At 73.0% G+C, this 21,665-nt stretch carries 16 protein-coding genes; 3 read left to right on the top strand and 13 right to left on the bottom strand.

All coding sequences use genetic code 11. The features are described 5' to 3' along the window. Positions 1 to 40: 40 nt before the first annotated feature. Both AB0B66_RS28605 and AB0B66_RS28600 read right to left on the bottom strand, forming a co-directional pair. Positions 41 to 691 (bottom strand): tetratricopeptide repeat protein, encoded by a 651-nt coding sequence (locus AB0B66_RS28605; protein WP_360535747.1) that lies wholly within the window; start codon positions 689 to 691, stop codon positions 41 to 43. 133 nt (positions 692 to 824) lie between these two features. Then, on the bottom strand, positions 825 to 1,226 hold the full coding sequence (locus AB0B66_RS28600; protein WP_360535745.1) for a VOC family protein: 402 nt from the start codon (positions 1,224 to 1,226) through the stop codon (positions 825 to 827). Positions 1,227 to 1,340: 114 nt separating this feature from the next. Here AB0B66_RS28600 and AB0B66_RS28595 point away from each other — a divergent pair, with 114 nt between their 5' ends. Further along, entirely contained in the window at positions 1,341 to 1,832 is a 492-nt protein-coding gene (locus AB0B66_RS28595) for a GNAT family N-acetyltransferase (RefSeq protein ID WP_360535743.1), read from the top strand. Here the strand turns inward: AB0B66_RS28595 and AB0B66_RS28590 are convergent. The 7 genes from AB0B66_RS28590 to AB0B66_RS28560 all read right to left on the bottom strand — a co-directional run bounded on the left by AB0B66_RS28590 (position 1,819) and on the right by AB0B66_RS28560 (position 7,453). Beyond that, the gene (locus AB0B66_RS28590; RefSeq protein WP_360535741.1) at positions 1,819 to 3,045 is read right to left on the bottom strand and encodes an adenylosuccinate synthetase; all 1,227 of its coding nucleotides are present in this window, start codon (positions 3,043 to 3,045) and stop codon (positions 1,819 to 1,821) included. The genes AB0B66_RS28595 and AB0B66_RS28590 overlap by 14 nt on opposite strands. Then, positions 3,042 to 4,007, bottom strand: coding sequence for a hypothetical protein (locus AB0B66_RS28585; RefSeq protein ID WP_360535739.1), 966 nt, complete (start codon positions 4,005 to 4,007; stop codon positions 3,042 to 3,044). Before AB0B66_RS28585 ends, AB0B66_RS28590 begins: the two co-directional genes overlap by 4 nt. A 10-nt stretch (positions 4,008 to 4,017) precedes the next feature. Next, on the bottom strand, positions 4,018 to 5,001 hold the full coding sequence (locus AB0B66_RS28580) for a molecular chaperone DnaJ (protein WP_360535737.1): 984 nt from the start codon (positions 4,999 to 5,001) through the stop codon (positions 4,018 to 4,020). After that, positions 4,998 to 5,729: an NUDIX hydrolase gene (locus AB0B66_RS28575; protein WP_360535735.1), complete on the bottom strand. Its 732-nt coding sequence runs from the start codon at positions 5,727 to 5,729 to the stop codon at positions 4,998 to 5,000. The genes AB0B66_RS28580 and AB0B66_RS28575 overlap by 4 nt, the downstream gene beginning before the upstream one ends. Positions 5,730 to 5,839: 110 nt before the next feature. Further along, positions 5,840 to 6,409: a dihydrofolate reductase family protein gene (locus tag AB0B66_RS28570; RefSeq protein WP_360535733.1), complete on the bottom strand. Its 570-nt coding sequence runs from the start codon at positions 6,407 to 6,409 to the stop codon at positions 5,840 to 5,842. Between the two features lie 148 nt (positions 6,410 to 6,557). After that, entirely contained in the window at positions 6,558 to 6,932 is a 375-nt protein-coding gene (locus AB0B66_RS28565) for a DUF4267 domain-containing protein (protein ID WP_360535855.1), read from the bottom strand. Positions 6,933 to 7,006: 74 nt separating this feature from the next. Next, positions 7,007 to 7,453 carry a DUF1772 domain-containing protein gene (locus AB0B66_RS28560; protein ID WP_360535731.1) on the bottom strand — a complete coding sequence of 149 codons (447 nt, stop codon included), beginning with the start codon at positions 7,451 to 7,453 and terminating at the stop codon, positions 7,007 to 7,009. Between the two features lie 90 nt (positions 7,454 to 7,543). Here AB0B66_RS28560 and AB0B66_RS28555 point away from each other — a divergent pair, with 90 nt between their 5' ends. After that, positions 7,544 to 8,122, top strand: a complete 579-nt coding sequence (locus tag AB0B66_RS28555) for a TetR/AcrR family transcriptional regulator (protein WP_360535729.1) — start codon at positions 7,544 to 7,546, stop codon at positions 8,120 to 8,122. Between the two features lie 23 nt (positions 8,123 to 8,145). Here AB0B66_RS28555 and AB0B66_RS28550 read toward each other — a convergent pair whose 3' ends face one another. Then, the gene (locus AB0B66_RS28550) at positions 8,146 to 8,685 is read right to left on the bottom strand and encodes a HutD family protein (RefSeq protein WP_360535727.1); all 540 of its coding nucleotides are present in this window, start codon (positions 8,683 to 8,685) and stop codon (positions 8,146 to 8,148) included. Between the two features lie 52 nt (positions 8,686 to 8,737). Next, positions 8,738 to 9,175, bottom strand: a complete 438-nt coding sequence (locus tag AB0B66_RS28545) for an NADAR family protein (protein ID WP_360535725.1) — start codon at positions 9,173 to 9,175, stop codon at positions 8,738 to 8,740. Between the two features lie 362 nt (positions 9,176 to 9,537). On the opposite strand from AB0B66_RS28545, the gene AB0B66_RS28540 reads away from it, so the two are divergent. Then, positions 9,538 to 10,242 (top strand): response regulator transcription factor, encoded by a 705-nt coding sequence (locus AB0B66_RS28540; protein ID WP_360535723.1) that lies wholly within the window; start codon positions 9,538 to 9,540, stop codon positions 10,240 to 10,242. A 15-nt stretch (positions 10,243 to 10,257) separates the two neighbouring features. Here the strand turns inward: AB0B66_RS28540 and AB0B66_RS28535 are convergent, their stop codons facing one another. Together AB0B66_RS28535 and AB0B66_RS28530 are read right to left on the bottom strand one after the other, a co-directional pair. Continuing rightward, a complete protein-coding gene (locus AB0B66_RS28535; RefSeq protein WP_360535721.1) occupies positions 10,258 to 11,286 on the bottom strand; it encodes a hypothetical protein in 1,029 nt (342 codons plus the stop codon). A 19-nt stretch (positions 11,287 to 11,305) separates the two neighbouring features. After that, complete coding sequence (locus AB0B66_RS28530) at positions 11,306 to 21,646, bottom strand: hypothetical protein (RefSeq protein WP_360535719.1); 10,341 nt, start codon at positions 21,644 to 21,646, stop codon at positions 11,306 to 11,308. Between the last annotated feature and the right edge of the window lie 19 nt (positions 21,647 to 21,665).

The raw sequence follows: 21,665 nt of genomic DNA, 5'->3' as shown, positions 1-21,665 counted from the left end.
TGGCGGCATTCGGACGCCGGCGCTGCGCGGCCCGGACTGTCTAAATCCGGATCCTGGCCTGCTCGATGTGGCGCACGATCGCGTGGGCACCGTGCGCGCCGGCGATGGCGGCCGCCTCGTCGAGAATCGCCAGCGCGTCCGTGCGGCGGTCCTGCGCGGCGGCGATGTAGGCCAGCCCGATCATGTTGGAAGCCACGCCCGGCAGCGCCCCCACCTCGCGCCGCAGCCGGGACGACTCCTCCAGCCGCTCGCGCGCCTCGTCCAGCCGGCCGGCCGCGTGCGCCGCGATGCCCAGGTGCCGCAGCGCCTCCGCCTGCGTCGGCTTGTCGCCGGTCTGCGCCGCCAGCCGGTCGGCCCGCTCGAGGTACGGCACCGCGGTCTCGTCGTCACGCCGGATGAACTGATGGACGCAACCGATCCAGAACAACGCCTCGGCCTCGCCGCGTGTGTCGCCCAGGGCCCGGTACAGCTCGAACGCGCGCTCGAACAGCGGCAGTTCCGCCGGATCCTCGGCGGCGTCGACGGCCGCGCTCTGGAACCGCGCATGCAGGATCAGCCCACGCGCCAACGCGGTATCAGCCTCGACCGCATCCAGGCCCCGTTCGGCCTCGCCCAGCGCTCCGGTATCGCCTCCGAACACCGCCCGCGCATAGACCTCCCTGGCCCGTTCGATCCGATCGTCGATGCTCATTCCCGCCCCCGCTTCGATTCCCCACTACCTGTGGAATCCGGCAGTCTAATCGGGACAGTGTGTCGCCGTCGGTATCGGTCGCGCCTCTTCCGGTCTGCCGGCGTCTTGAAGGCATTCGCTCCTACCGGCTCGGTCAGCCCTGGCCGAGCCGGTCCAACTCCTCGAAGATCGTCAACTGCAGTCCGGCCGGGCCGTCCAGGCGGGCGTTGAGCGAGTCCCACGGTGTGCGCACCGGCTCCGCGATCACCTGCGCCCCGTTCCCGGCCAGCACGGCGGTCACGGCGGTGGCGTCGTCGACCTGCAACGCGACCCGGATGTGCCCGGCGACCCGGCGGCCCACCTCGACCTCGTCGACGTACGCGGCATGCGGCGGATCGGCCAGTTCCAGCGTCGCCCGCCCCGCGTCCAGGATGGTGACCCGCCCGCCCGGAGACGAGAACGCGCCCAATTCGTCCATGCCGAGCACGTCGCGGTAGAACCGCAGCGCCTCGTCGTAGTCGGATGCCGTGACGACCAGTCGCAACTCGCGGACCACAGGTGAGCTCCCTTGTTCGTTTCTGTCCATGGCAACCCGGCAGCCGGTGAGCTTATGCCGCGATCGGCGTCGAATCCGTTCGCCGGACGGCGTCGCGGCGTCTACCGTGCCGCCATGGAGATCCGCGACTGCACCGCCGAGGACATCGACCGCCTGGAAGAGTGGCAGCCCACGGGTCGCAACCGCGCGCATGGCACGCGCTTCGACCGGCACGCCGCCGGGACCAGCTCGTTCCTGGTGGCCTGGTCGGCCGAGGGCCCGCTCGGCTCCTGCGAGGTGTTGTGGAACGGCCCCAAGGAGCCCGCCGTCCGCGCCGCGTTCGACTGCCCTGAGATCAACGGCCTCCAGGTGTGGCCGCCGGGCAATCAAGGCCGCGGCGTCGGCACCGCGCTGGTCGCCGAGGCGGAGGAGCGGGCCCGTCGGGTCGGGGTCGCGCTGATCGGTCTCGGCGTCGCCGACGACAACCCGCGAGCTGCCGCCCTCTACCTCCGGCTGGGCTACACGGTCACCGGTTGCCGCTACCTGGATCGCTGGCACTACCTGGACCACGCAGGCGTCCGCCACGACCAGGCCGATCCATGTGTGTGGCTGGTCAAGCCGCTGTAGCCGACCGCTGGCTCTTGTCCGCGCAGGTCGGGCCGTGCGAGGTGACCGCGATCGGAGCACCGAGCACCTCGCCGACGTCGCCGAGTCCGGTGTAGACCGGCGTGGCGGTGCTCAGCGTCTGGGTGAGCTTTTCCTGGTACGCGAGGTCGCCGTGCTCGCCGGGCACGATCCGGTCCAGTTGCCCGTACGACAGGCACATCTTCAGTCCGTGGCGTTCGGCCGCGTCCAGGTGGGTGACGGCGAGCGCGTCGACGCCGCCGCAGACCTCGACCGCGTAGCGGTGGGCGACGGCGTCGAAGTGGCCCGCCCGCCACGCGCCCTGCCACGGACCGTGGCCGTTGTGCCGTTCCGGCAGCGCCGCCGTGAGCCGCGCGTCCTCGGTGACCAGGGGCCCGGTGCCGTGGCGGGTCGTGTAGGTGCGCACGACGCCGAGCCGCAGGGCGCCGTTGTCGCCGTTCTCGGCCAGCAGCGTCTCGGCGTTGTCGAAGGTGGTCGTGGACCAGGTCGTGTACGGGTGCCAGCCGCGCCATTCGTCGAGCAGTACACCCTGGGCTCCTTCGAACACGCACGGGCCGGACAGCGCCTGCCGCGACGACGGCACCAGCCGGACCGCGGCCCCGAACCACCGGAACGCCTCGGCGACGGCGGCGACCGGCGGCGCGTCGAGCGGGCCGAGTTCGGCGGTCAGCGCGTCCCGGACCGCGCCCAGCTTGCGTGCCAGCACGGCCGCGGATCCGGTGTCGCCGGCGCGGACGGCCAGGTCGGGGTGGGCCAGCGCGAACGCGGCGGTCTCGCCGACGCCCATGCCGCAGGACCCGTGCCGGTCGTCGCCGCGCGCGGCTTCGCGGGCCCGGTTGGCGGCCCGGTGCCACGGTGTCGTCAGCAGCGCCTGCCGGTCGACGGTGAGCAGCTCGAACGGCGCCGCGACGCCCAGTTCGGCCAGGTGTGCGGCCTCGGCGGCCAGGGCGAGGGGGTCGACCATCATGTACCGGGACAGGTGGGTCCGGACCCCGTGCAGGGTGCCGGACCCGAACTGGGCGAAGGTGTGGTGACGCCCGTCGGGCGTCACCACGTTGTGGGCGGCCTGCGCTCCCCCGTTGAACCGGATCACGGTGCTCACCGGCCGGGTCGCGCAGAGCCAGTCCACGATGGTGCCCTTGCCGGCGTCGCCGTAGCCGAGGTCGACGACGATGACGTGGCGGGGCGTGTTCACAGCCGGGTCACCGGCGCGGCCCGGCCGCCGAAACCGGCGGGCAGCGGCGAGCGCACCAGGGCGCCGCGGGTGCTGCCGAGCGGGGCGAGCGCCTTGCCGACGCTCGGGCCGGCCGCCGACCCGGCGTCGGCGAGGTCGGTCAGGCCGGAGTCCAGGTCGGTGGTGTCCTCGCCGAGCCCGACGGTGAGGGCAATCGTCTCGCAGACGGCGTCGAGGTCGTCGAGTTCGATGACGTTCTGGCCGAGCAGCTTGCGCCAGAACCCGAGGATCTCGGCGTCGCCGGTGTAGCTGGCCTGCGCGGGCATGATGAAGTACACGTCGTACTTGCGCCGCAGCTCGGCGACGATCGCCTCGGTGCTGATCGGTTCGGGGATCGAGGCGCCGACGACGCGGCCCACCTCGTCGGGCTTGACCTTCCGGTAGGCCATCTCGTCGCCGATGATGAACAGGTAGCCGCGGCGGCCGCGGGCGACGGCGTCGAGGTCGGTGTGCCGGGCCATGAAGTACATGGCCAGCTCGTAGGACTCCCGGCGCTGGCCGCCTCCGCCGCCTTCGAGCAGGATCCGGCCGAGATCGTCGTCGGTGCGGTTGTCGGACTCGAACTGCCCGATCTGCAGCGGCGCGCGGTCGCAGGTGGCGTCACCGATCGCGCCGAACAGGATCTGCGGGTCGGTGCAGTAGCCCTTGCGGATGAGCAGGCCGAACAGTTCCGGCAGTTTGGTCTGCAGCACGCGCGGCACCGAGCCCATCGACCCGGTGACGTCGAACAGGATCGCGATCGGCGTCGACTGCGGGTGCTGGTCGCTGTCGCGGCTTTCGCGGACCCGGACGCCGTGCGGGCCGAGGGCGTCGTGCACGGTGCGCGCGCCGGAGTCGCTGTAGGCGAAGGCGCTGGTGCCGGTCGCCGCGCGGTAGCCGGCGGCGGCGGCGTAGACGTCGGTGGACCATCGTCCGCTTCCCATGTTCTGCTCCTCAGAGGGTGAAGGGTCGGAAGGTGCGGGGCCCGTAGAGCGCTGCGAGCAACTCGTCGAGTTCGGCGAGCAGCCGCCACGCGTCGTGCGGGCGCGCTTTCGGGTCGGGCAGAGTGCAGCCGCGGGCGAACCGGGCCAGGGCCGGTGGCGTCCGGTCGCCCATGAGCCAGGTCATGCACCGGGTGGCGAGGTGGATGTCGGTGGCCTCGCTGGCGGGGCGCTTGCCGGCCACCTCCGGCGGGTAGAGGTCGAGATACTCGGCGGCCAGCGCGGGCACCGTCTGGCCGGGTTCGGTGACGCTGTAGCACCAGTCGACCAACACGAGGCCGTGCTCGACGGGGTGGATCAGCACGTGGTCGGGCACGACCGCGCCGTGCACGACACCGGCGCGGTGGGCGTAGCCGACGGCGACGAGCAGCCGCCGCCACATCCAGGCCGCGTCGCGCGGGTCGACGCCGTCGGGGTAGGACTGCTTCACCCGGGCGAGGTTCACGAAGCCGTCCTGGTGGGCGAGGATCGTGGCGGCGCGCTGCGTGCCGCCGGCGGGGTCGCGGTGGGTGAACGACTCGATCAGCTCCGGGGCGTACCCGCGGTGGCGTGCCTCGCCGTGACTGCGCAGCCGGGTCAGGGCGTGTGCCTCCCGGCGCATCAGGTCGCTGTCGGCCGGGTGCCGGGGCAGCTTCAGCAGCGCCGTGCCGCCGTCGACGGTGTACAGGTCGGCGATGTCGCCCGCGTACGCCAGTGGCCCGACGCGGTAGGAGCCGCGGCGGGTGGCCATGGTCGTGCCGTCGCGGTGCGCGGCCCACAAGTCCGCGAGCCGGGCGAACGCGTGCGTCGCGGTCGCGGTCGAGCCGGCCGGTGCGGCGTCCGGGTGCAGGACCTTGGCCAGCGTCCGGTACGCGTGCCCGCCGTCGCCGCCGGTGAACAGGTCGGCGGGGGAGCGGGCCGCCAGCACGCGGGTGACCGCGTCGTCGAAGCCGCTCATCGCCGTTCCTCCGCCGAGGGTCGCAGCAGCGCCGGATGCAGGATGCGGGCGTCGCCGGCCCGGAAGAGCTTGGCCCGAGGGCCGCCGCGCTCGCCGCCGCGCCGGGTCGTCGCGCCGGTGTCCTCGACGAAACCCGGCACGGACAGCACCTTGCGGTGGAAGTTGCCGGCGTGCGGCTCCTCCCCCCAGACCGCCGTGTAGACCCCGCGCAGCTGCGCGATCGTGAACTCCTCGCCGACGAACGCGGTCGCCAGCGGCGTGTACTCGATCTTGGCTCGGGCGCGCTCGAGTCCGGCGGCCAGGATCGTGTCGTGGTCGAACGCGAGGCCGGTCGCGGCGGCGACCGGGACCCAGCGGGCAGCGGCGGCGTCACCGCCGACGGTCGGCTCGGGCAGGCGCGGCGCGAAGGCCAGATAGGCGACCGACATCACCCGCATGCGCGGGTCGCGGCCCGGGTCGCCGAACGTGGCGAGCTGTTCCAGGTGCACGCGGGGCAGGATGCCGGTCTCCTCGGCGAGTTCGCGCAGTGCCGCCTCGTCGAGGGTCTCCTCGCGGACGAAGCCTCCCGGCAGGGCGAGGCGGCCGGTGTAGGGCTGCTCGCCGCGCTCGACCAGCAGCACGTGCAGCACGCCGTCGCGGATGGTCAGCGTGACGACGTCGACGGTGACCGCGACCGCCGGGTAGGCCCGCGGGTCGTAGCCGTCGAGGAACTCGCGCTCGGAGACCATCGCATGTCCTTCTCGAATCGAGATTAACTCTAACTGAGAAGAACTGTAGGGCCGGGTCCGTACACTGTCAACGCCAGGACGTCAGCTATCGGCAGCGGCCGACGTGCACCTCAAGCCGTTGCCCGCGCGGGTCGGTATCGCAGAGCGGCCGCCCCAGACCGGAACTCGTGACGATCCACGAGTTCGAGCTGGATGCGCTCGCGCAGACCGGCGAGCAGCGTCGGCCCGTGTCCGGCAAGGACCGGCTGCACGACGAACACGTACTCGTCGATCAGTTCCAGATCCGCCAACGCCAGTGGCAGCGTCACGCCACCGACGAACAGGCCCTCGCCCGGCTGCTGCTTGAGCCGCTGAACCGCCTGCCCCAAGTCGCCTCGGACCAGCTCGGCATTCCAGTCGACCCCGCTCAGCGTGCTCGACACGACGTGCTTCTTCGCCTGGTCGATGGTCTCGGCGAACGGGATCTGCCACTCACCCATCCAGTCCGGCCACGTGCCCGTGGTCGGCCGCCGCCAGGCCGACTCCATCATCTCGTAGGTCACCCGGCCGAACAGCAGGGCATCGGCTCGTGCCATCTCCGCGGTCCAGTAGCGCATCGACTCCTCGTCGGGGGCGAGCCCCGCCTCGTGATGGCAGCAGCCGTCGAGTGTGACGTTGATCGAGTATCGAAGCGGTCTCATCTCGTGGCTCTCCCTCGATGCGTCGCAGCGCGTTTGGCCGGACCGTCCTCAGCCTACTGTCGGTGCCCTTGCTCATCGGCGGCGCGCGGCCCGCCCGGCCGCTGGGCGGCAGGGCGGCGTCGCGCCTTGTCCCGTTGGTTCGAGACGACTAGACGGGCTGCGGGGTGGGCGGTGCCGCGGCGGCGTCGGACGCGCGGGTCTCGCGCATCATCAGCAGGCCGGTGACCACCATGAGGGTCGCGGTCAGGCCGTGGACTCCGAGCGCGGTGGCCGCCGAGCCGTGGTGGGCCAGCACGTTGGCCATGTCGCCGTAGGCGGCGAGCGACTCCACCAGCAGCACCCAGGCCAGCGCCCGGCGGTGGCCGGTCACCAGCAGGATGGCCAGAACCAGGGCCAGGACGACGTCGCGGATGCCCTTGATGATCAGGAAGCCGCCGCCGTCGTCGGCCGGCCAGCTCGGCAGGCCGAAGCCCGGCGCGATCGTCTCCGGGCTCAGGATGTAGGTGGCGCCGAACCAGAGGATGAAGAGGATGAACGCGGCGGCCAGGACGGTTTGATCTTCTTGGGAGACACGGTGTTCCTCCTAGTGGCTCTTGGTCAGACGAGCGCTGCGACGAGCAGGGTGAAGGCGGCGATGACGACGGCGACCCGGACGTAGTGGTAGCGCCCCCACTGGTTCAGCTGCTGCTTCCAGTCGGCGGGCCGGGTCTCGGGGGTCCAGGTTTTGTTCCGGTTGTTGATCGGGACGAGCAGCAGGATCGACATGACGACGCTGACGACGAGCAGGCCGGCCGCGGTGACGACGAGTCCGGCGCTGTGCTGGTGCCATCCGGCCGCGGCCCAGATCGCGGTGAGCACGAGCGAGCCGATGTACCAGAACGGCATCAGGGCGCCGAGCATCCGGCCGCCGTGGGCGTGGCCGAGCTGGCCGCTGTCCTCGGGGAGTGCGTCCAGAATCCGGTTCATGATGAAGGCGACGGAGAACTCCACCCCCACCATCAGGCCGACGATCACGACGGTGGCGACCGCGAGTGCGTTGAGCACGACTGTTCCTCCAAAATCTAGCGTTGCTAGCGAATGATGCGACGCTAGCAGTGTCAGCGCTTGATTGTCTAGCGGTGCTAGGATCCGTTCATGTCGGTACAGGACCGTAAACAGCGCGAGCAGGCGATCCGCGAGCGTCTCATCGTGGCGACCGCCCGCGAACTCGCCGAACAGCAGGGATGGGACGCGGTCACCACCCGTCGGCTCGCCGAACGCATCGAGTACAGCCAGCCCGTGCTCTACAGCCATTTCCGCGGCAAGCGGGAGATCATCGGTGCCGTCGCCATGCAGGGCGCCACCGAGATGGCCGCAGCGGTGCGGGCCGCGACAGCCGCCGAGGCCGACCCGCGGGCCAAGGTCACCGCCCTGGCCCACGCCTACCTCGACTTCGCCGCCCGCAACCCGGCGGTGTACGACGCCCTGTTCCAGCTCGACGGCGGTCTGGCGTACGCGCAGGAGCACACCCCGGAACCGCTGAAGGACGCCTTCGCCGCGCTGATGGAGAGCTTGAGCCAGGTCGCCGGGGAGGGCGTCGCCCCAGGGCTGTTCACCGAGGTGTTCTGGGCGTCCCTGCACGGCCTGGCGACCCTGACGCGCACGGGCCGCCTGCTGCCCGAGCACGCCGAGCTGAGGGTGCGGCTGCTGGTGGACCGGCTGGCCGCGGCTTGACACACCGCCGCCGCCGGGAGGGACTAGGGCAGGTCGATCAGGGCCATGGTCGTCGTGCCGTGCGGGTGCAGCGCCGTGTCGGTCGCGCGGTCCACGAGCGCGGCGTCGGGTGTGTGCACCGGATGCCCGTCCACGGTCGCGGACCCGCGTACCACGACGATCGCGGCCGGGCCGGTGACGGTCAGCGGTCCGGTGACGTCGACGACGCGGACCGCACCCCGATCGCCTGCCCGCACGATGAGGTTGAGGTCGCTGATCGGCCCACCCGGCAGTGTGCAGGTGGTCTGGGCACCGCCGTCGAACTCGAACGGCTCCAGCGGTCCTACGTCGTGCCCCACACCGTCGACGGTCAAGCGCATGCCCGCGCCGGTGAGGACCGTGATCACGCGCCGGTAGCCCGGGAAGGCCGAGAACGGGCCGTCCACGACGACATCGGCGATGCTCAGCCGCCACCGGAAGTCGTCGGCACCACCGGGATGGACGAAGATCTCCCGGGTGATTCCGCCGCCGTTGCGCCACGCGACGGCGATGCGGTCGACGGCCGGCAGCAGCTTCACGCCCATGACGCGCAGCCTATGCCGTTCGGCGGGAGGATGCGGAGAATCGCATCGGTGTTCAGGCGCGCAACTGGTTACGCGTGCGCACCAGAATCCGCCCGAGCATGTTCTTTCCCTTTCCGGTCCTGCCCCGACCCCAGTAGTGGTCGGTGGTGGTGTCTTCGACGATCTCTTCGTCACCGGTGGACAGCAGAATGTCCCGGATATCGGCATGGGCGTGGAACTTGGCTGCCACCGCGCGGCGCATCACGTCGTCCTTGACCCGCTCCCAGTCCCTGCGCAGCGGTTCGGACGGGTCACGGCCCAGCTCCGCTGCCCGCAACGGCGTGTGCGCACGTCGGATGAGATCCGCGCGGCGGGTGCCGTTGAACTTCTGCGCCTGGAAGTAGTGCTCCGAGGTCGGCCACCAGACCCCGTCGAGGTGGAAGCCGTGATCGGAGAAGTTCGAGAAGCATCCGTAGGGCACTTCATCAGCACCATAGAAGTAGATCGTCATCGGAACCTCACGGGTGATACGGAACTCGCACCGTGTCAGGACTGCCCAGCCCTCGCAAACGGTTTTCTTTGCCGGTCCTGTGTCCTTCGGCGCGCCACCCCTGCGCCGGGCGGGCGGGGCCGGCTGCGGGTCGGTCGGTCCCTAGCCAGCCTTGGGCCGGGCCTACCGGAACCAAACGACGTCGGCCCGGGTCACCGTGCCCGTACGGCCCGGTCGGGCGGCCATACGAGATGGATGGCTATGTGCAGCGGGGCAACCGTTCACCGGCGCGCCACCCGCGCTTCCGTAGGCCCGCCTACGTTGCTGGTGGGAAGAGCTACGGGCAACCCCCGCTCCACCGGCCACCGACCTAGGAGAGCCACATGATCACGCATGCCCCCAGCAGTCCGGTGACTCGCGTGCGCGCCCTGATCAGCGACGACAATATGCTGGTCAGGCTGGGCATACGCGCGGTGCTGGAGGGCAGCGACATGATCTCGGTGATCGGGGAGGCGGGCGACCGGACCGAGACGGTCAGCCGGGCCAGGAGCCTGTCGCCGGACGTCATCGTGGCGGGCCACGGCGCTCTGGCCGCAGACGACGATGCCGCGCCCCCGCTGCCGGACCAGGCCCTGGTGCTGGTCGTGTCGCACAGCGAGGAGCGGCACCTGGTCGAGCACGCGTTCCGCAACGGCGCGACCAGCTACCTGATCCACGGGCAGTTCGCCGCGGCCGACCTGGTGGCCGCGGTGGTCGCCACGGCGGACCGGCGGCCGTACCTGTCGCCCGGCGCGGTCGCGGCGATGGTCGAGTCGTTCCGCACCCAGTCCGTTCCGGAGCCGGAGCCGACGCCGGAGCCCGTACCGGAGCCGAGTCCCCGGGCCCGGGTGTCGCGGCGCGAGGCGGAGCTGATGGAGCACATCGTCTGCGGTCGCACCAACCGGGAGATCGCAGCCCGGCTCTACGTCACCGAGAAGACGGTCAAGAACCACATCAACCACATCTACACGAAGCTCGGGGCCCGTAGCCGCGCCGAGGTGATCGCCATCTGGCTTGGTCTGGCCGACCGGGCGGCCGCGCCGCGCTGACCTGTACGCCGGGGATCACGATGCGAGCAGTGCCGCGGTCGCCCGGTGCAGGGCGGCCCCGTCGACGTGGGGGTGCCGGAAGCCGTTCGCGCGGATCCAGGCCGTGAGCTCGGGGTCGGGTGCGAGCCGGTGCCGGTCCAGGTAGTAAGCGGTCGCTTCGGTCCAGATCCAGCGGCCGTCGGTGCGGAACGTCATCGGCACCACGTCGCCGTGCCGGGGGTCGACGGCGTCGGCCATCAGCGATGCGGTTGCCAGCAGGGGGACGCCGCCGGTCAGGTAGGCCCGCAACCTGGCGCGTTCGTCATCGTCGGGTACGAGGGGATGCGCCGGGTCGAAGTAGGGTCCGGTGGCCGGGTCGGCGCCGTCGTAGACGCGGGCCAGGGTGATCGGCTCGGCGGGGCTCGCCGCCCAGAGCAGTGCGCCGTAGGCCCTGGCGCGGCGTTGGAACGGGGGCAGAGATATACCGTCGGTATAGGACTCCACCAGCGGATCGGGCTCCCCGGCGGCCGTGAGCGCCTCCTGCATGGCCAGGGTGACCTGGGGCAGCGCCGTCGGCGGCCCGGCGCTCACCTCGACGACGTACATCCGTTTGGGCTCGGCCCACGGTGTGGCTGCCGTGGGGTAGCGCCACACCCGCCACAGCCCGGCGGTCCGGGGCAGCGATGCGGCCGCGGCCGACGCGGTGAGGTCCAGGGTGTCGAGTTCGCGGATCTCGTCGTGCGGGTCGTGGGGGCCGGTGAGGTCCAGTGTCTGCGGCACCCGGTCGCCGTGTGTGGTGAGCAGTCTCGGGCTGACCGGGGCGAGCCCGTACGGCGGTGGTACGTCGTGCACGGGGTCGGCGGCAGTGGTCCCGAGCAGCGCGGCGGCGTCGGCGGGCAACGCGAGTTCCATCGCCGGGACCCAGGTGCCGACCTGCTGGGCGAGTTCGTCGTGCTGTTCGTGGGCGAGCAGTTCGCGGGCCTGGACGAGCAGCCCGTCGGGGATCCGGCCGGACAGCAGCAGCAGTAGGCGGTGCCAGGACGCCGGGTCGGCTGGGGTGGTCAAGGCGGTCTCCGTTCGGTGCTCAGCGGGCCAGTGTGGCCAGTAGCCGGGTCAGGTCGGCCAGGGCCTGCTGCCAGGCGGTCAGGGCCGCGCGGCGGCGGTCGCCACGGTGGCGTTCGGCGGCGCCGGTGAAGGTTCGTTGCGCCTGTTCGAGCAGGTGCGTGAGTTCGGCGAGGGTGCGGCGGGCCTGATCGAGGGTGCCCAGCGTGGTGGTGAGCGCCGGGGCGGGCAGCGCGCCGACCAGCGCTCGCGCCTGCCGGTCGAGCGACTCGGCGGCCCCGCTCAGGGCGAGGACGGCCCGATTGCGCTGGACGATGGTGCCTGGCATCTGCCCGGTCCAACCGGGCACGGCGCGTACGGCCGGGGTGAGTGCGCCTGCCGCCCTCTCGACGTGTCTGCGGGCGTCGGCCACGGCGTCGAGCGCGGTGTTGACGGCGTCGACGTCGAGGACCGGGGCGGTGAGGGTGTCGTGCAGCTGCTGCCGGGCGGTGTCCCAGCCGGTCAGGCGGTCGGCGAGCTGGTCGGCGACCTCGTTGAGGCGCGTGGTGGTGGTGCCGGCGGCGCTGAGCCGGGAGCCGCCCAGGTTCGCGGCGTCGTAGTCGCGGATGCGGTCGCGTAGCCCTTGCAGCGTGGTGCCGACTTCGGTGCGGGCGGTGTCGTGGCCCGGTGCGGCGGTGGTGAACGCGGTGACCTGACCTGTCCAGGCGGCCATGGCCTGGTTGACGGTGCCGTGCTGGGCGGTCCGCGCGCCGTCGAGTTCATCACGGCGGGTGGTCGCCGTGTCGAGGTCTTCCTGGGTGCGCCGGTAGGCGTCGCGGCTGGCGGTGTCGGCGACGCCGAGCAGATCGGCGTGGGCGGTCAGCAGTGCGGCGGCGTCGACGGGAGCGGCGGCTGCCAGGGCGTTGGTGGCCGCGGTGTAGGCGTTGTCGTGGTCGAGCGCGGCGGCGTCGGCGGCGCGGCGCTGGCGGGCCAGGTCGGTGCCGGTCGCCGCGAATCCGTCGGCTTCGGTCTGCGCGGCGGTGGCCTCGGTGATCAGGTCGGTGGCGCGCTGCGGCGGGCGGGTGCCGGGTGGGAGACCGGTGTTGACCACACGGGTGACCGAACCGACCGCAGCGGTGGCGGCCTGCTGGTATGCGGCCAGGGCGGGCTGGACGCGGACGATGGTGTGCTGGTGGCCGGCCAGGGTACGGATGTGCTGCCGGGCCGTGTCGCGTAGTGCGGCGAGGGCGTCGACGGCCGCCTGGGCGGTGTCTCGAAGCCGGCGCAGGGGGGCGTTGGCGGGCTGGCCGGGATCGAGTCGTGCCGCGGCGTCGCGGACGGCCTGGAGCTGGGCCGGGGTGGGCTGCGGCGCCAGGGCGGCGACCGCGCTGTCCCAGTCCTGGCGGCGGCGGCGCAGCTCGGTGTCGTAGGCCGCGATCGCGGTGTCGGCGACGGCGCGCGGTGTGGGCTGGGCGGATGCCGGTGGGGTGAGCCAGTCGCGTACGGCCGCGGCTGCCGCGGCGGCGGCGGTGGCGGTCTGGCGGGGTGTCCGCCCGCTGGTCGGGTCGGGGTGGTCGAGGTCGGCGGCGGCGCGGTGGCGGGCGTCGAGGTGGTCGCGGTCGGTCCAGGCCGCGGCGGGGACGAGCGGGTCGGTGCCTGCCGGGGGGTGGGGCCGGTGGACCATCGCCTGCCGGGCCAGGTCCGGGTCCAGGTGAGCCAGCACATGGTTAGCGGCGTCACGCAGGGCCTGGTTGTCGGCCTGCACCCGCAGCACCGGTCCGGCGGGCACGGCCGGGGCGTCGTGCGCGGTGCGGGTGTCCGCGGCGGCGGGGTCGGCGGCGTCGCGGATCCACAGCCCGGAGGCGGTCGCCTCGACCCGGACACCCGGGTGCGCGGCCAGGGTGAACACCCCGGGGCTGTCCGGCACCGGGAGGAGGCCGTGGCCGGGCAGCGCCCACGTGCCGACCGGGCGCACGCCGGCCGGAGTCGTCGTGACCGGGCCGTTCTGGTGGGGCGTGTGGCGGATCTCCTCGACGACGGCCGGCCAGCCGGGGTCGCGCGCCAGGTCGGTTCCGGGCCGGACGGTCACGCCCGTGTTCGGGGCGAGGGCCCGCGCGCCGTTGGCCACGACGACCGGCACGCCGGTCGCGGTCGCCAGGGTCGCCGCCTGCGCGGGGGTATGGCCGTCCGCGCGGATCGCCGGCGGCCGCGCGGTGGGCGGCAGCGCGGTGACGAACGCGGCGGCCTGCGCGTCGGTGACCCCGGCGTCGACGACCAGGACCGCGCCGGAGTCCGAGGGCAGGTCGGTGATGTCGCCGACCGGTGGCCCGGCGCCCGGTGCCAGGTGCAGTTGCCCGTTCACGACCGCCAGGTGGGTGCCGGGGTCGACGGCGACGCCGGTGAGGTCCGCGGGGTCGTTGAGGCGTTCGCGCCAGCCGAACATGCCCATCGCGTTCACGTCGCCGGCCCACAGGCGCAGCTGGGCGCCCCAGTCGACGACCACCGACGTCGGGGTCACCGGCAGCTGTCCTTCGACCAGGGGCAGGCGGCCGTCGATGTGGTCGGGTTCGACGTACAGGGCCAGGCCGACGCCGTACACCCCGGACCGGTTCTTCTGTTTGATCTTCGTGCCGCCGCTGAGGCCGTCGCCGGAGGAGGCGCTGTCGCGGCCGCCGGAACCGGGCGCGATGTCGGCCAGCAGCTCGTTCGGCTGCCAGTCGAACGCCCGGCGGGCGGCGTCGGTGTCCGGCTGGGACCCGATGACCGCTCCGGAGCGCACGCCCGCAGCGCCGGCGTTGACGTCCACGCCCGACGATCCGGACTCGCGTTCGATCTCGCCTACCTCGTGCTGGGCCTCCTGCTCCACCGTGGTGCTCTGGGACAGCAGCAGTGGTCTGCCGTGCAGCCGGGCGGTGACTTTGAAACCGCCGAGCCGGACGACGAGCCCGGAGTCGTCGAACAGGTCGCCTGAACGCAGTTCGCCGTCGAGCATCGTCTGCACCCGCGGCAGCATCGTCTCGCCGCCGGTGATCCGGTCGAGCACGAGGTCGGTGACGTAGTCGGTCAGCAGCCGCGGCGTGCTCGTCCCGGCCGGGGTGAACGCACGGGTGATCGCGTCGCGCAGCGCCGCGCCCGCGACCACGCCTTCCAGCGAGTACGAGGTGCCCGGCGGCAGGCTCCAGGCCGGTGTGCCGCCGTCCCCGCCGGGGGTGTGCGTGACCGCGGGCGGGGTGTCGCGGGCGGGTGCGGTCCGGCCGATGCCGTTGAGCTTGGTGTCCAGGCCCGCCGGGCGGTCGGTCGAGGTGACCGGCACCGCGAGGGTGACCGCGTTGTGCTGCACGACCGGGGTGCCCGGCCAGACCTGGCGGCGTATGCCGTCGAGGAAGTGGGTGGCGGCGCCGACCGCGACCGTGGCCACGCCGAGTTTCGTGGACACGCGCTGGCGGGTGACGGTCACGGTGTACGTGTGGTCGGCGTCGACGCCGGTCAGCGGCCCGGACTTCTCCACGTAGCCGGACGTGTTGCGGCTGGCGGCCTTCAGCCGTGACCAGTGGCGCACCTTGTTGACCGCCGCGGTGAGGCCCAGCGGCACCGACTGCAGGCCGGTGCCGGCCCCTTCGCCGGTGGTGAGCCGGGAGCCGCCGCCGTAGATCGCGGGAACGCTCAGGCCCATCACCCGCTGGCGGAACCGCTGCCATTTGGTCCCGGTGGCCGCCGAACTGAACAGCGACGCGCGCAGCGCGGCCGGGACCTGCTCGGCGGCCGCGCGGTGGTTGCTCGCGGCCGCCTCGACCACGACCTTGACCTCGTCGCGGTACAGCACGCCGTCGATGGTGAACGTGTCGGACACCCCACCGTCGTAGAGGCCGTCGACGGTCGGTTTGAGCCGGTGCAGGGTGATCAGGTCGGCGGCCATGTCGGCGGCCCGTCCGCGGATGCGCGCTGGCACGGCCTGCGGCAGCGAGTCGGCGAACCGGTCGCGCAGCGACGGCTGCGGCGGGGTGCCGGCGGGGGCGTTGGCGGGTGGGGGCACCGGATCGTGCGGCGGCACCGCCCGGTGTACGACACCCAGCCCCAGCATGCGGGAGAGGAACGGCGGCATCCGGGTCGCGGCCGGCGCCGCCGCGGGCGCGGCCGGTGCGGGCTGCTGGTTGGCGACCGCCACTAGCCTGGCCGCTTCGGTCTCGGTGACCAGGAACAGCAGCGAGTCCGGTGCGGTGACGCGCACGGTCACGTCCGGGGTGTGCGATGACGCGATGACGTTGCGCGCGGACAGCCCACCGGTGAACGTGATGACCAGGTCGGCGAGCATCGCGGTGCTGACCTGGTTCTCCACGACTTCGCGGCGGGCGATGCCGTGCACGTTCTCGGCCTCGGTGCGCTCGCCGGTGCGGGAGCTGTGCCCGACCTGCGGCAGGGCGGTGACCCGGTGCACGCCGCGGGGGTCGGTGGTGCTCGACGGGGCCGCCTCGCTGTTGATCTGTACGGCGGCCGTGATGTCCAGACCGCTCTCCTTGCGGCGGCCCGATTCGGTCTTGTCGGTGACCTCCGCGGAGTCGTAGATGCTGTAGCCGGTGTTGGCGGTCATCGCGCGCCGGGGGTTGGCCAGCTGCACGGTCATGGTGAGGTCGCCGACGATGTCGGTGAACGTGCCGCCGCGCAGCACCGTCGCGGGGCCGCCGCCGCGCTCGTACACGTCGAGCGCGGAGCGGATCGCGTCGGGGGTGAGCCGGTTGCGTACGGCCATCTCGGCAGGCGAGCCCGGCTCGGTCACCGGAGTGGACTGGTAGGTGTAGGTCTGCCCGCTCGTCGACGCCACGCCCGCGGTGCTGCGCCAGCCGCTCCACAGCCGCCCGACGCGGCCGCGCACCGAGCGGGGGCCGGGACCGGGCTGTTCGCGGGTGATCGCCTCGCCCAGCGCGATGTCCGCGGCGGTGAACAGGGCGTCGTCGGCGATGTGCGCGTCGAGGTACTGGTGCGGCCCTTCGATGTGGACGGGCGCGGCCTGGGGCGCGGCCGCGGTGTCGACGATTTCCACCCGGGGCGGGCCGCCGGGTGCCGCGAGCTGGTGCACCTGGTCGAACTCCGGCAGCCCGGCCCGGAATCCGCCTGCCACGGTCAGCGCCGGGCCGGGCAGGGTGACCTGGTGGAACCTGCCGGGTACGGGGTTGGCCGGGGCGTTGAGGGTGCGCGGGCGGTCGGCGTACTCGGCGCGGACGGAGAAGGCCAGGTCGGCGGAGTGCGCGCGCAGCGCCCGGTCGACTTTGGTCAGGTGGCCGGTGGCGGGGGCGGTGCCGCCGGACAGCGACCGCTGGTGCCGCCAGGACATGACCGCGCCGAACCGGATGAAGAACGACCGGACCTTGCTGGCGGCGGTGCTCGCCTTGCCGGTGCTCATGCCCAGTTGGGCCTGCGCGCCGGCGCGGGCGCCGAGGCTGACCGAGCGTCCGTCGGTGTGCGCCTGGGCGACCCGGGTCGTCTCCTCGATCTGCGTGCCGGTGATGTGGGCGTCGTCGGCGGTGAGCGGTGAGCTGAGTTCGGCGCTGATCACGATGGAGACGTACTGCGAGGCGCGCATGGTGTCGTGGGTGAGGTCGGAGGGCCGTTCCAGGGATACCCGGATCCCGGATTCGAGCAGGGTTCGCCAGTTGCCGCGCAGGTGGGACTGGGTGACGGCGTTCTGCAGCGCCTGCAGGTTGCGCAGCCGCGCCCGGTCGGGGGTGACGCCGGGGCGTGGCAGCAGGTCGGGGTCGACGGCGTTGACGGTGCCGACGACCCGGTCCCAGAGCCGGGTGCCGTTGTCGGCGGTGGTGCGGATCTCGCGGACGTCGGGCAGCGCCATCGGCTGCCAGGCGCCGATCGCCGGGGGCAGCGGCGAGGCGGGTGCGGTGGCCTGCGCCGGTACGGGTGTGGGGGCGGGTGCGCCCGGGTAGCCCAGGCGGTGGGCGTCCAGCGGTGTCACCCACAGGTAGACGTGTGCCGGACCTGTGCCGATCTGGCGGGCTGGCGATGCGGTGCGGCCGACGTGGTCGTGGGCGTACACCGTCAGCGGCACCCGGTAGAGCAGCATGTCGCCGGTGACTTTGCTCTTGGCTTCGATCTGCGTCGAGAACTCCGTCGAGCTGCTGCTGCCCGAGCCGCGTTCCACGCCGAATACGCCCGACGCGGCGAAGGTGCCGTAGTTGAGCGGGTCCTGCACGTCCTCTCCGAACGCCACGCCCACCCCGGCGGTTCCCTGCAGCCGCAGCGTGGTGTCGTGGCTGGTGGAGGTGCTGCCGGAGGCGCCGGCCCGGATCGCGGACTCGGCCCGTCCGGGCAGGGCCAGCGGGTTGAACATGGGCACGGGGGTGCCGGCCACGGCGGTGAGCGTCGTGTAGCCGCGCTGGGTGGCCGTGAACGGCCGCTGCCAGGCCGGGGTGTCCTCGCCCCGCCGTGACGTGATCTTGTCCGTGGACAGGCCCGCGTTGGCGGTCCCGTTGGCGGGTGCGGGCTGACCCGGCGGCACGACCAGCCCGTGGCGGTTCAGGCCCAGGGTGTCCGCCCTGGCCAGGTCGGCCAGGGCGGCGCGGTGGTCGCTGCCGGGTTTGCGGAAGCCCGGCGGGATCTGGCCGTGGTTGACGAGGGAGTCGAACAGGTCGCCGGGCACCGAGGTGGTCTCCAGCACCGCGTTGGGCGGCAGCGTCCAGCCCCGCTGCGGCGACTGCGGCTGCTGGTTGCCCGCTGCGGGCACCGCGGTCAGGGCGGTCATCGCGTTCAGCGCGGACACCGTCACCTGCAGGCTCCCGCCGCCGGGCAGCGCCTGGGTGGCATGTCCGCGCCGGGTGGCCTCGACGGTCACCGCCGCCGTGGTCTGCCACGCCTGCGCCTGGGCCGCTGCGGTGCCGGCGGCCGGTGCGGTGATCTCCTCATTGGTGCGCAGCCGCGTCTGCGCGGACTGGCTCAGCACGGTGGTGCTGGTGCCCTGCACCGACACCGAGCCCAGCGGGACCACCCGCACGGCCGGGATCGGCGCGTCGGACATGCCCACCGCCGAGTAGCCGACCGCGGCGGTGAGGCTGCCCGCGCTGCTCTCGCTGCGGGTGTTGTCGACGGCGGTGCGCTGCGGCGTACGCCGGTCGGGACTGTTGCCCGCCGACACCTGCGCCGCCGAGGCGTCCGACCCCAGCAGGGGAGCCGAGCGTGACAGTGCGCCCGCCACCGCGGTCAGGCGCACCTCGATCGCGTCGCGGCCCGTGCCCAGGGTGACGCGCAACCCCGAGCCGTCGAACAGCGACCTGCCGCGTTCGGTGAGCACGGTGTCCGGCAGCTGGGCGTCGACGGCGTCGGTGAGCTGCTGCTGGTCCCAGCCCCGTGGCGCCAGCGCGGTCAGCTGGGCGGCGATGTGCGCGCGCAGGACACCACGGGTGTCGACGACGTCGTGGATCGGCACGTTCTGCCCGCCGATGATGCCCGGCACCCGCAGCAGCACCGGGGTGTTCTGCGCGGGCCCGAACGTGCCCACGGGGGAGACCCACTGGTGCCAGCTCACCGCACCGGCAGGCTGCGGGACGGCGTGCGGGGTGGACTCCGGGGGCAGGACCGCGGCGTCGTCGGTCACGTCGATCGAGTCCGCGGTGGCCGGGTCGAGGGTCCCGCCGAGGTCCTCCATGCGCAGGCCGCCCGAACCGTCGGGCGTGTGGCGCACGAAACGGCCGTCGGGCGCGCCGCCCGGACCCAGCCGGGGCCGCAGCCGGCCGGACGGGTCCACGGTCGCGGCGATCGCCCGCGACCACGAGGGCGCGCCGGGACCGACGGCGGTCCACACGGGAGTGGTCGCCCCCACCACCGGGCGGTCCAGTGCCACGGCCAGCGCCCTGGCGAGGGTCCCGGCGGTGGGCGTGGTGTTGCAGCTGATCAGCTCGATCGCGCTGCCCAGCGTGCCCGGTGGCAGCGCGGACAGCACCTGGGCGAACTGCTGCGGCGTCAGCAGGCTGTCGCCCACGCGGACCAAGCCGCCTTGGGCGTGCACCAGGACACGGGTCGAACCCCTGCCCGCCGACACCCACCGTGCGGCGTTCACGTCGGCGCCGCCGTACGGCCCGGGGAACAGCACCTTGCCGTCCTCGATCACCGCGAGCGCGGCCAGCGCGGTGGCCGTCTGCACGGTCAGCGCCGTCCCGTCGACGATCGCGTCCGTGTCCACGGCGGCGTCGGCGTCGGCGTCCAGGGCGGCCGTGCCGTCGGCCCTCGCCGCGGTGCTGCCGCCCTCGGCGAGGGCCGTCGTCTGGTCCGCGCGCAGCGGCACGTGCAGCACGCCGGTGTCGCCGGTGGCGAAGTAGAGCCCGAACAGGTCGGCGCGCACCAGGGAGGCGTCCGGGCTGCCCGGGGTCGGCGCCGACGGCGGCAGTGGGCTCCACCTGCCGTCGGTGGTGACCAGGACGCGCTCGGCCGGGTGGGCGAAGCCGCCGGGCACCGTGTGCCAGCCGTCGGCCGGAACGGTCCGATCGCGTACGACGACGGTGCGCTCGCCGCCGGCGGGCTTGCCGTCGCGGGCGGCACCCGGCCGGGGTGCCGGCCCACCCCTGCCGAGCAGGCCGCCTTGACCTGGTGCGAGCAGGGTCGGGGTGGCGGTGAAGGTGTCGGCTGACGCGGGCGATGGGGTCGCCGACGTGGCGGACGGGGTGATCGCGGCAGTGTCCGAACCGGTCTGTGGTGTGCTGTCGGTGTCCGCCGGGCTGCCGGTCCGCGCCGCGGTGTGTGCCACCGGCGCACTCTCGGACGACATCTCGGTGTGTGGCGCCGGGCCGTCGGACATGGCGGTGACCGGCGCGAACGAGCCGGGTTCGGTGGCGATGACCGGCGGGTGAACAGGCGTCGTGTCGGCCGCCGGTGCCGTCGGCGACGGTGATGCGCCCGGCGATGTCGGCGCGGTGCTCCCCGGCGACGCCGTGGACCCCGTCGTTGCCGCGGACCCGGAAGACGCGGTGGACCCGGGCGGCGCGGTAGACCCGGGCGGCGCGGTAGAGGTGGGCGGCGTGGGCGGGCTGGTGACGGTGAGGCCGCTGGTCGGCGGTGATGCCGGCGCGGAGCCGGGACGCGGCGGTGAGGCGGGCGAGGGCGTGGTGGCCGACCCCGGCCGGGTGTGCGGAGACGTGCTCTCGCCGACCGTGCCGGGCACCGGGCTGAAGGAGCCCGACAGGTGGAAGTCCCCGTCGAGGCGGCCGCTGCCCCTGACCTCGCCCACGATCATGTCGTTGCGGGTGCCGAGCCGCGACCTGTCGAACGCCCCGTCGAAGTTGCCCTGGAACGCCCCCGAACCCGTGAACGTCGTCTTCTGCGGCGGTGCGCCCGGCGGGTTCAGCGTGCCGGTGAAGGTGATGTTGCCGATGAACGTCTTCGGGTCGGGGAAGATCCCGGTGAACGTGAAGTCTCCGTCGGCGAGCGCCGGGCCGGTGAACCGGTCGGGGCCGGGGTCGAAATCGAAGGGGTTGCCGTCCAGGCCTGGGATGTCGAGGTCGCCGACGCCGCTGTCGAGGTCCGCGCCGGCGGAGTTGCGGCCGTTGCGGTGACCGATCCAGTCCAGTACGCCTTCGACGGCACCGGCCGACGCCGAGGCCCACTCGTCCTCCTTCTGCTCGCGCCGCCCGGTGAGGATCAGGTCGGCCAGCGCCTCGGTGCTCCACTCGTGCAGCGCGCCGATGCCGGCGAAGCCGACGATCGAGGTCACGAACTTCTGCCCGAAGATCCTGCCGAAGCCGCTGGACAGGATCGGTCCGAGCACACCACCCACCGCTCCGGCCAGGGCCGCGCCGCCGGTGCGCTTGGTGTCCCACTTGTCGCGGGTGCCGGTGATGAACAGCTGGGTGAACTGGATCGCCACATCCAGGCCGACCTGCAGCACGATGCCGAACAGGATCGAGGTGATCAGCCGGCGGAAGAACGTGGCCGACATGTAGCGCCCGAAGGTGATCAAGGCGGAGATCCAGCCGGACGCCCACGCCGACGTCGGCGGGAACGACACCCACGGCAGCAGCATGACGATCTGCACGGTCAGGATGAACAGCTGGCCGATGATCGAAGCTTTCGTGTACTCGACGTTGGTGCCCGCGCCGTCGGCGAACCGCGACAGTTTGCCCGCCGCCCCGACCAGCTCGCGCAGGCTCCCGCCGTCGACGAGTTCGGCCAGCCGGCCGCGTACGGCGACGGCGGCGTCGCCCTCCCAGCCGCCGCTCTGCACCACCCGGGTGAGTTCGGCCAGCTCGGTCTCGATGGCGGCCATGTTCGTCTCGAACGCGGCCCACACCTGGGCGATCTCCCAGAGCTGGTCCTCGTCGGCCTGCGGCCAGGACTCACCGGTGACGACCAGGAAGAACCTGCTCACCCATTCCGGCACGTGCATGCCCATGAGTCACACCCGGCCCGGC

Origin of the sequence: Catellatospora sp. NPDC049111, assembly GCF_040648615.1 — a bacterium.
Lineage (GTDB): Bacteria > Actinomycetota > Actinomycetes > Mycobacteriales > Micromonosporaceae > Catellatospora > Catellatospora aurea.
Note: the sequence above shows the minus strand (reverse complement) of the source record. Positions and strands in the feature narration are given on the sequence as shown.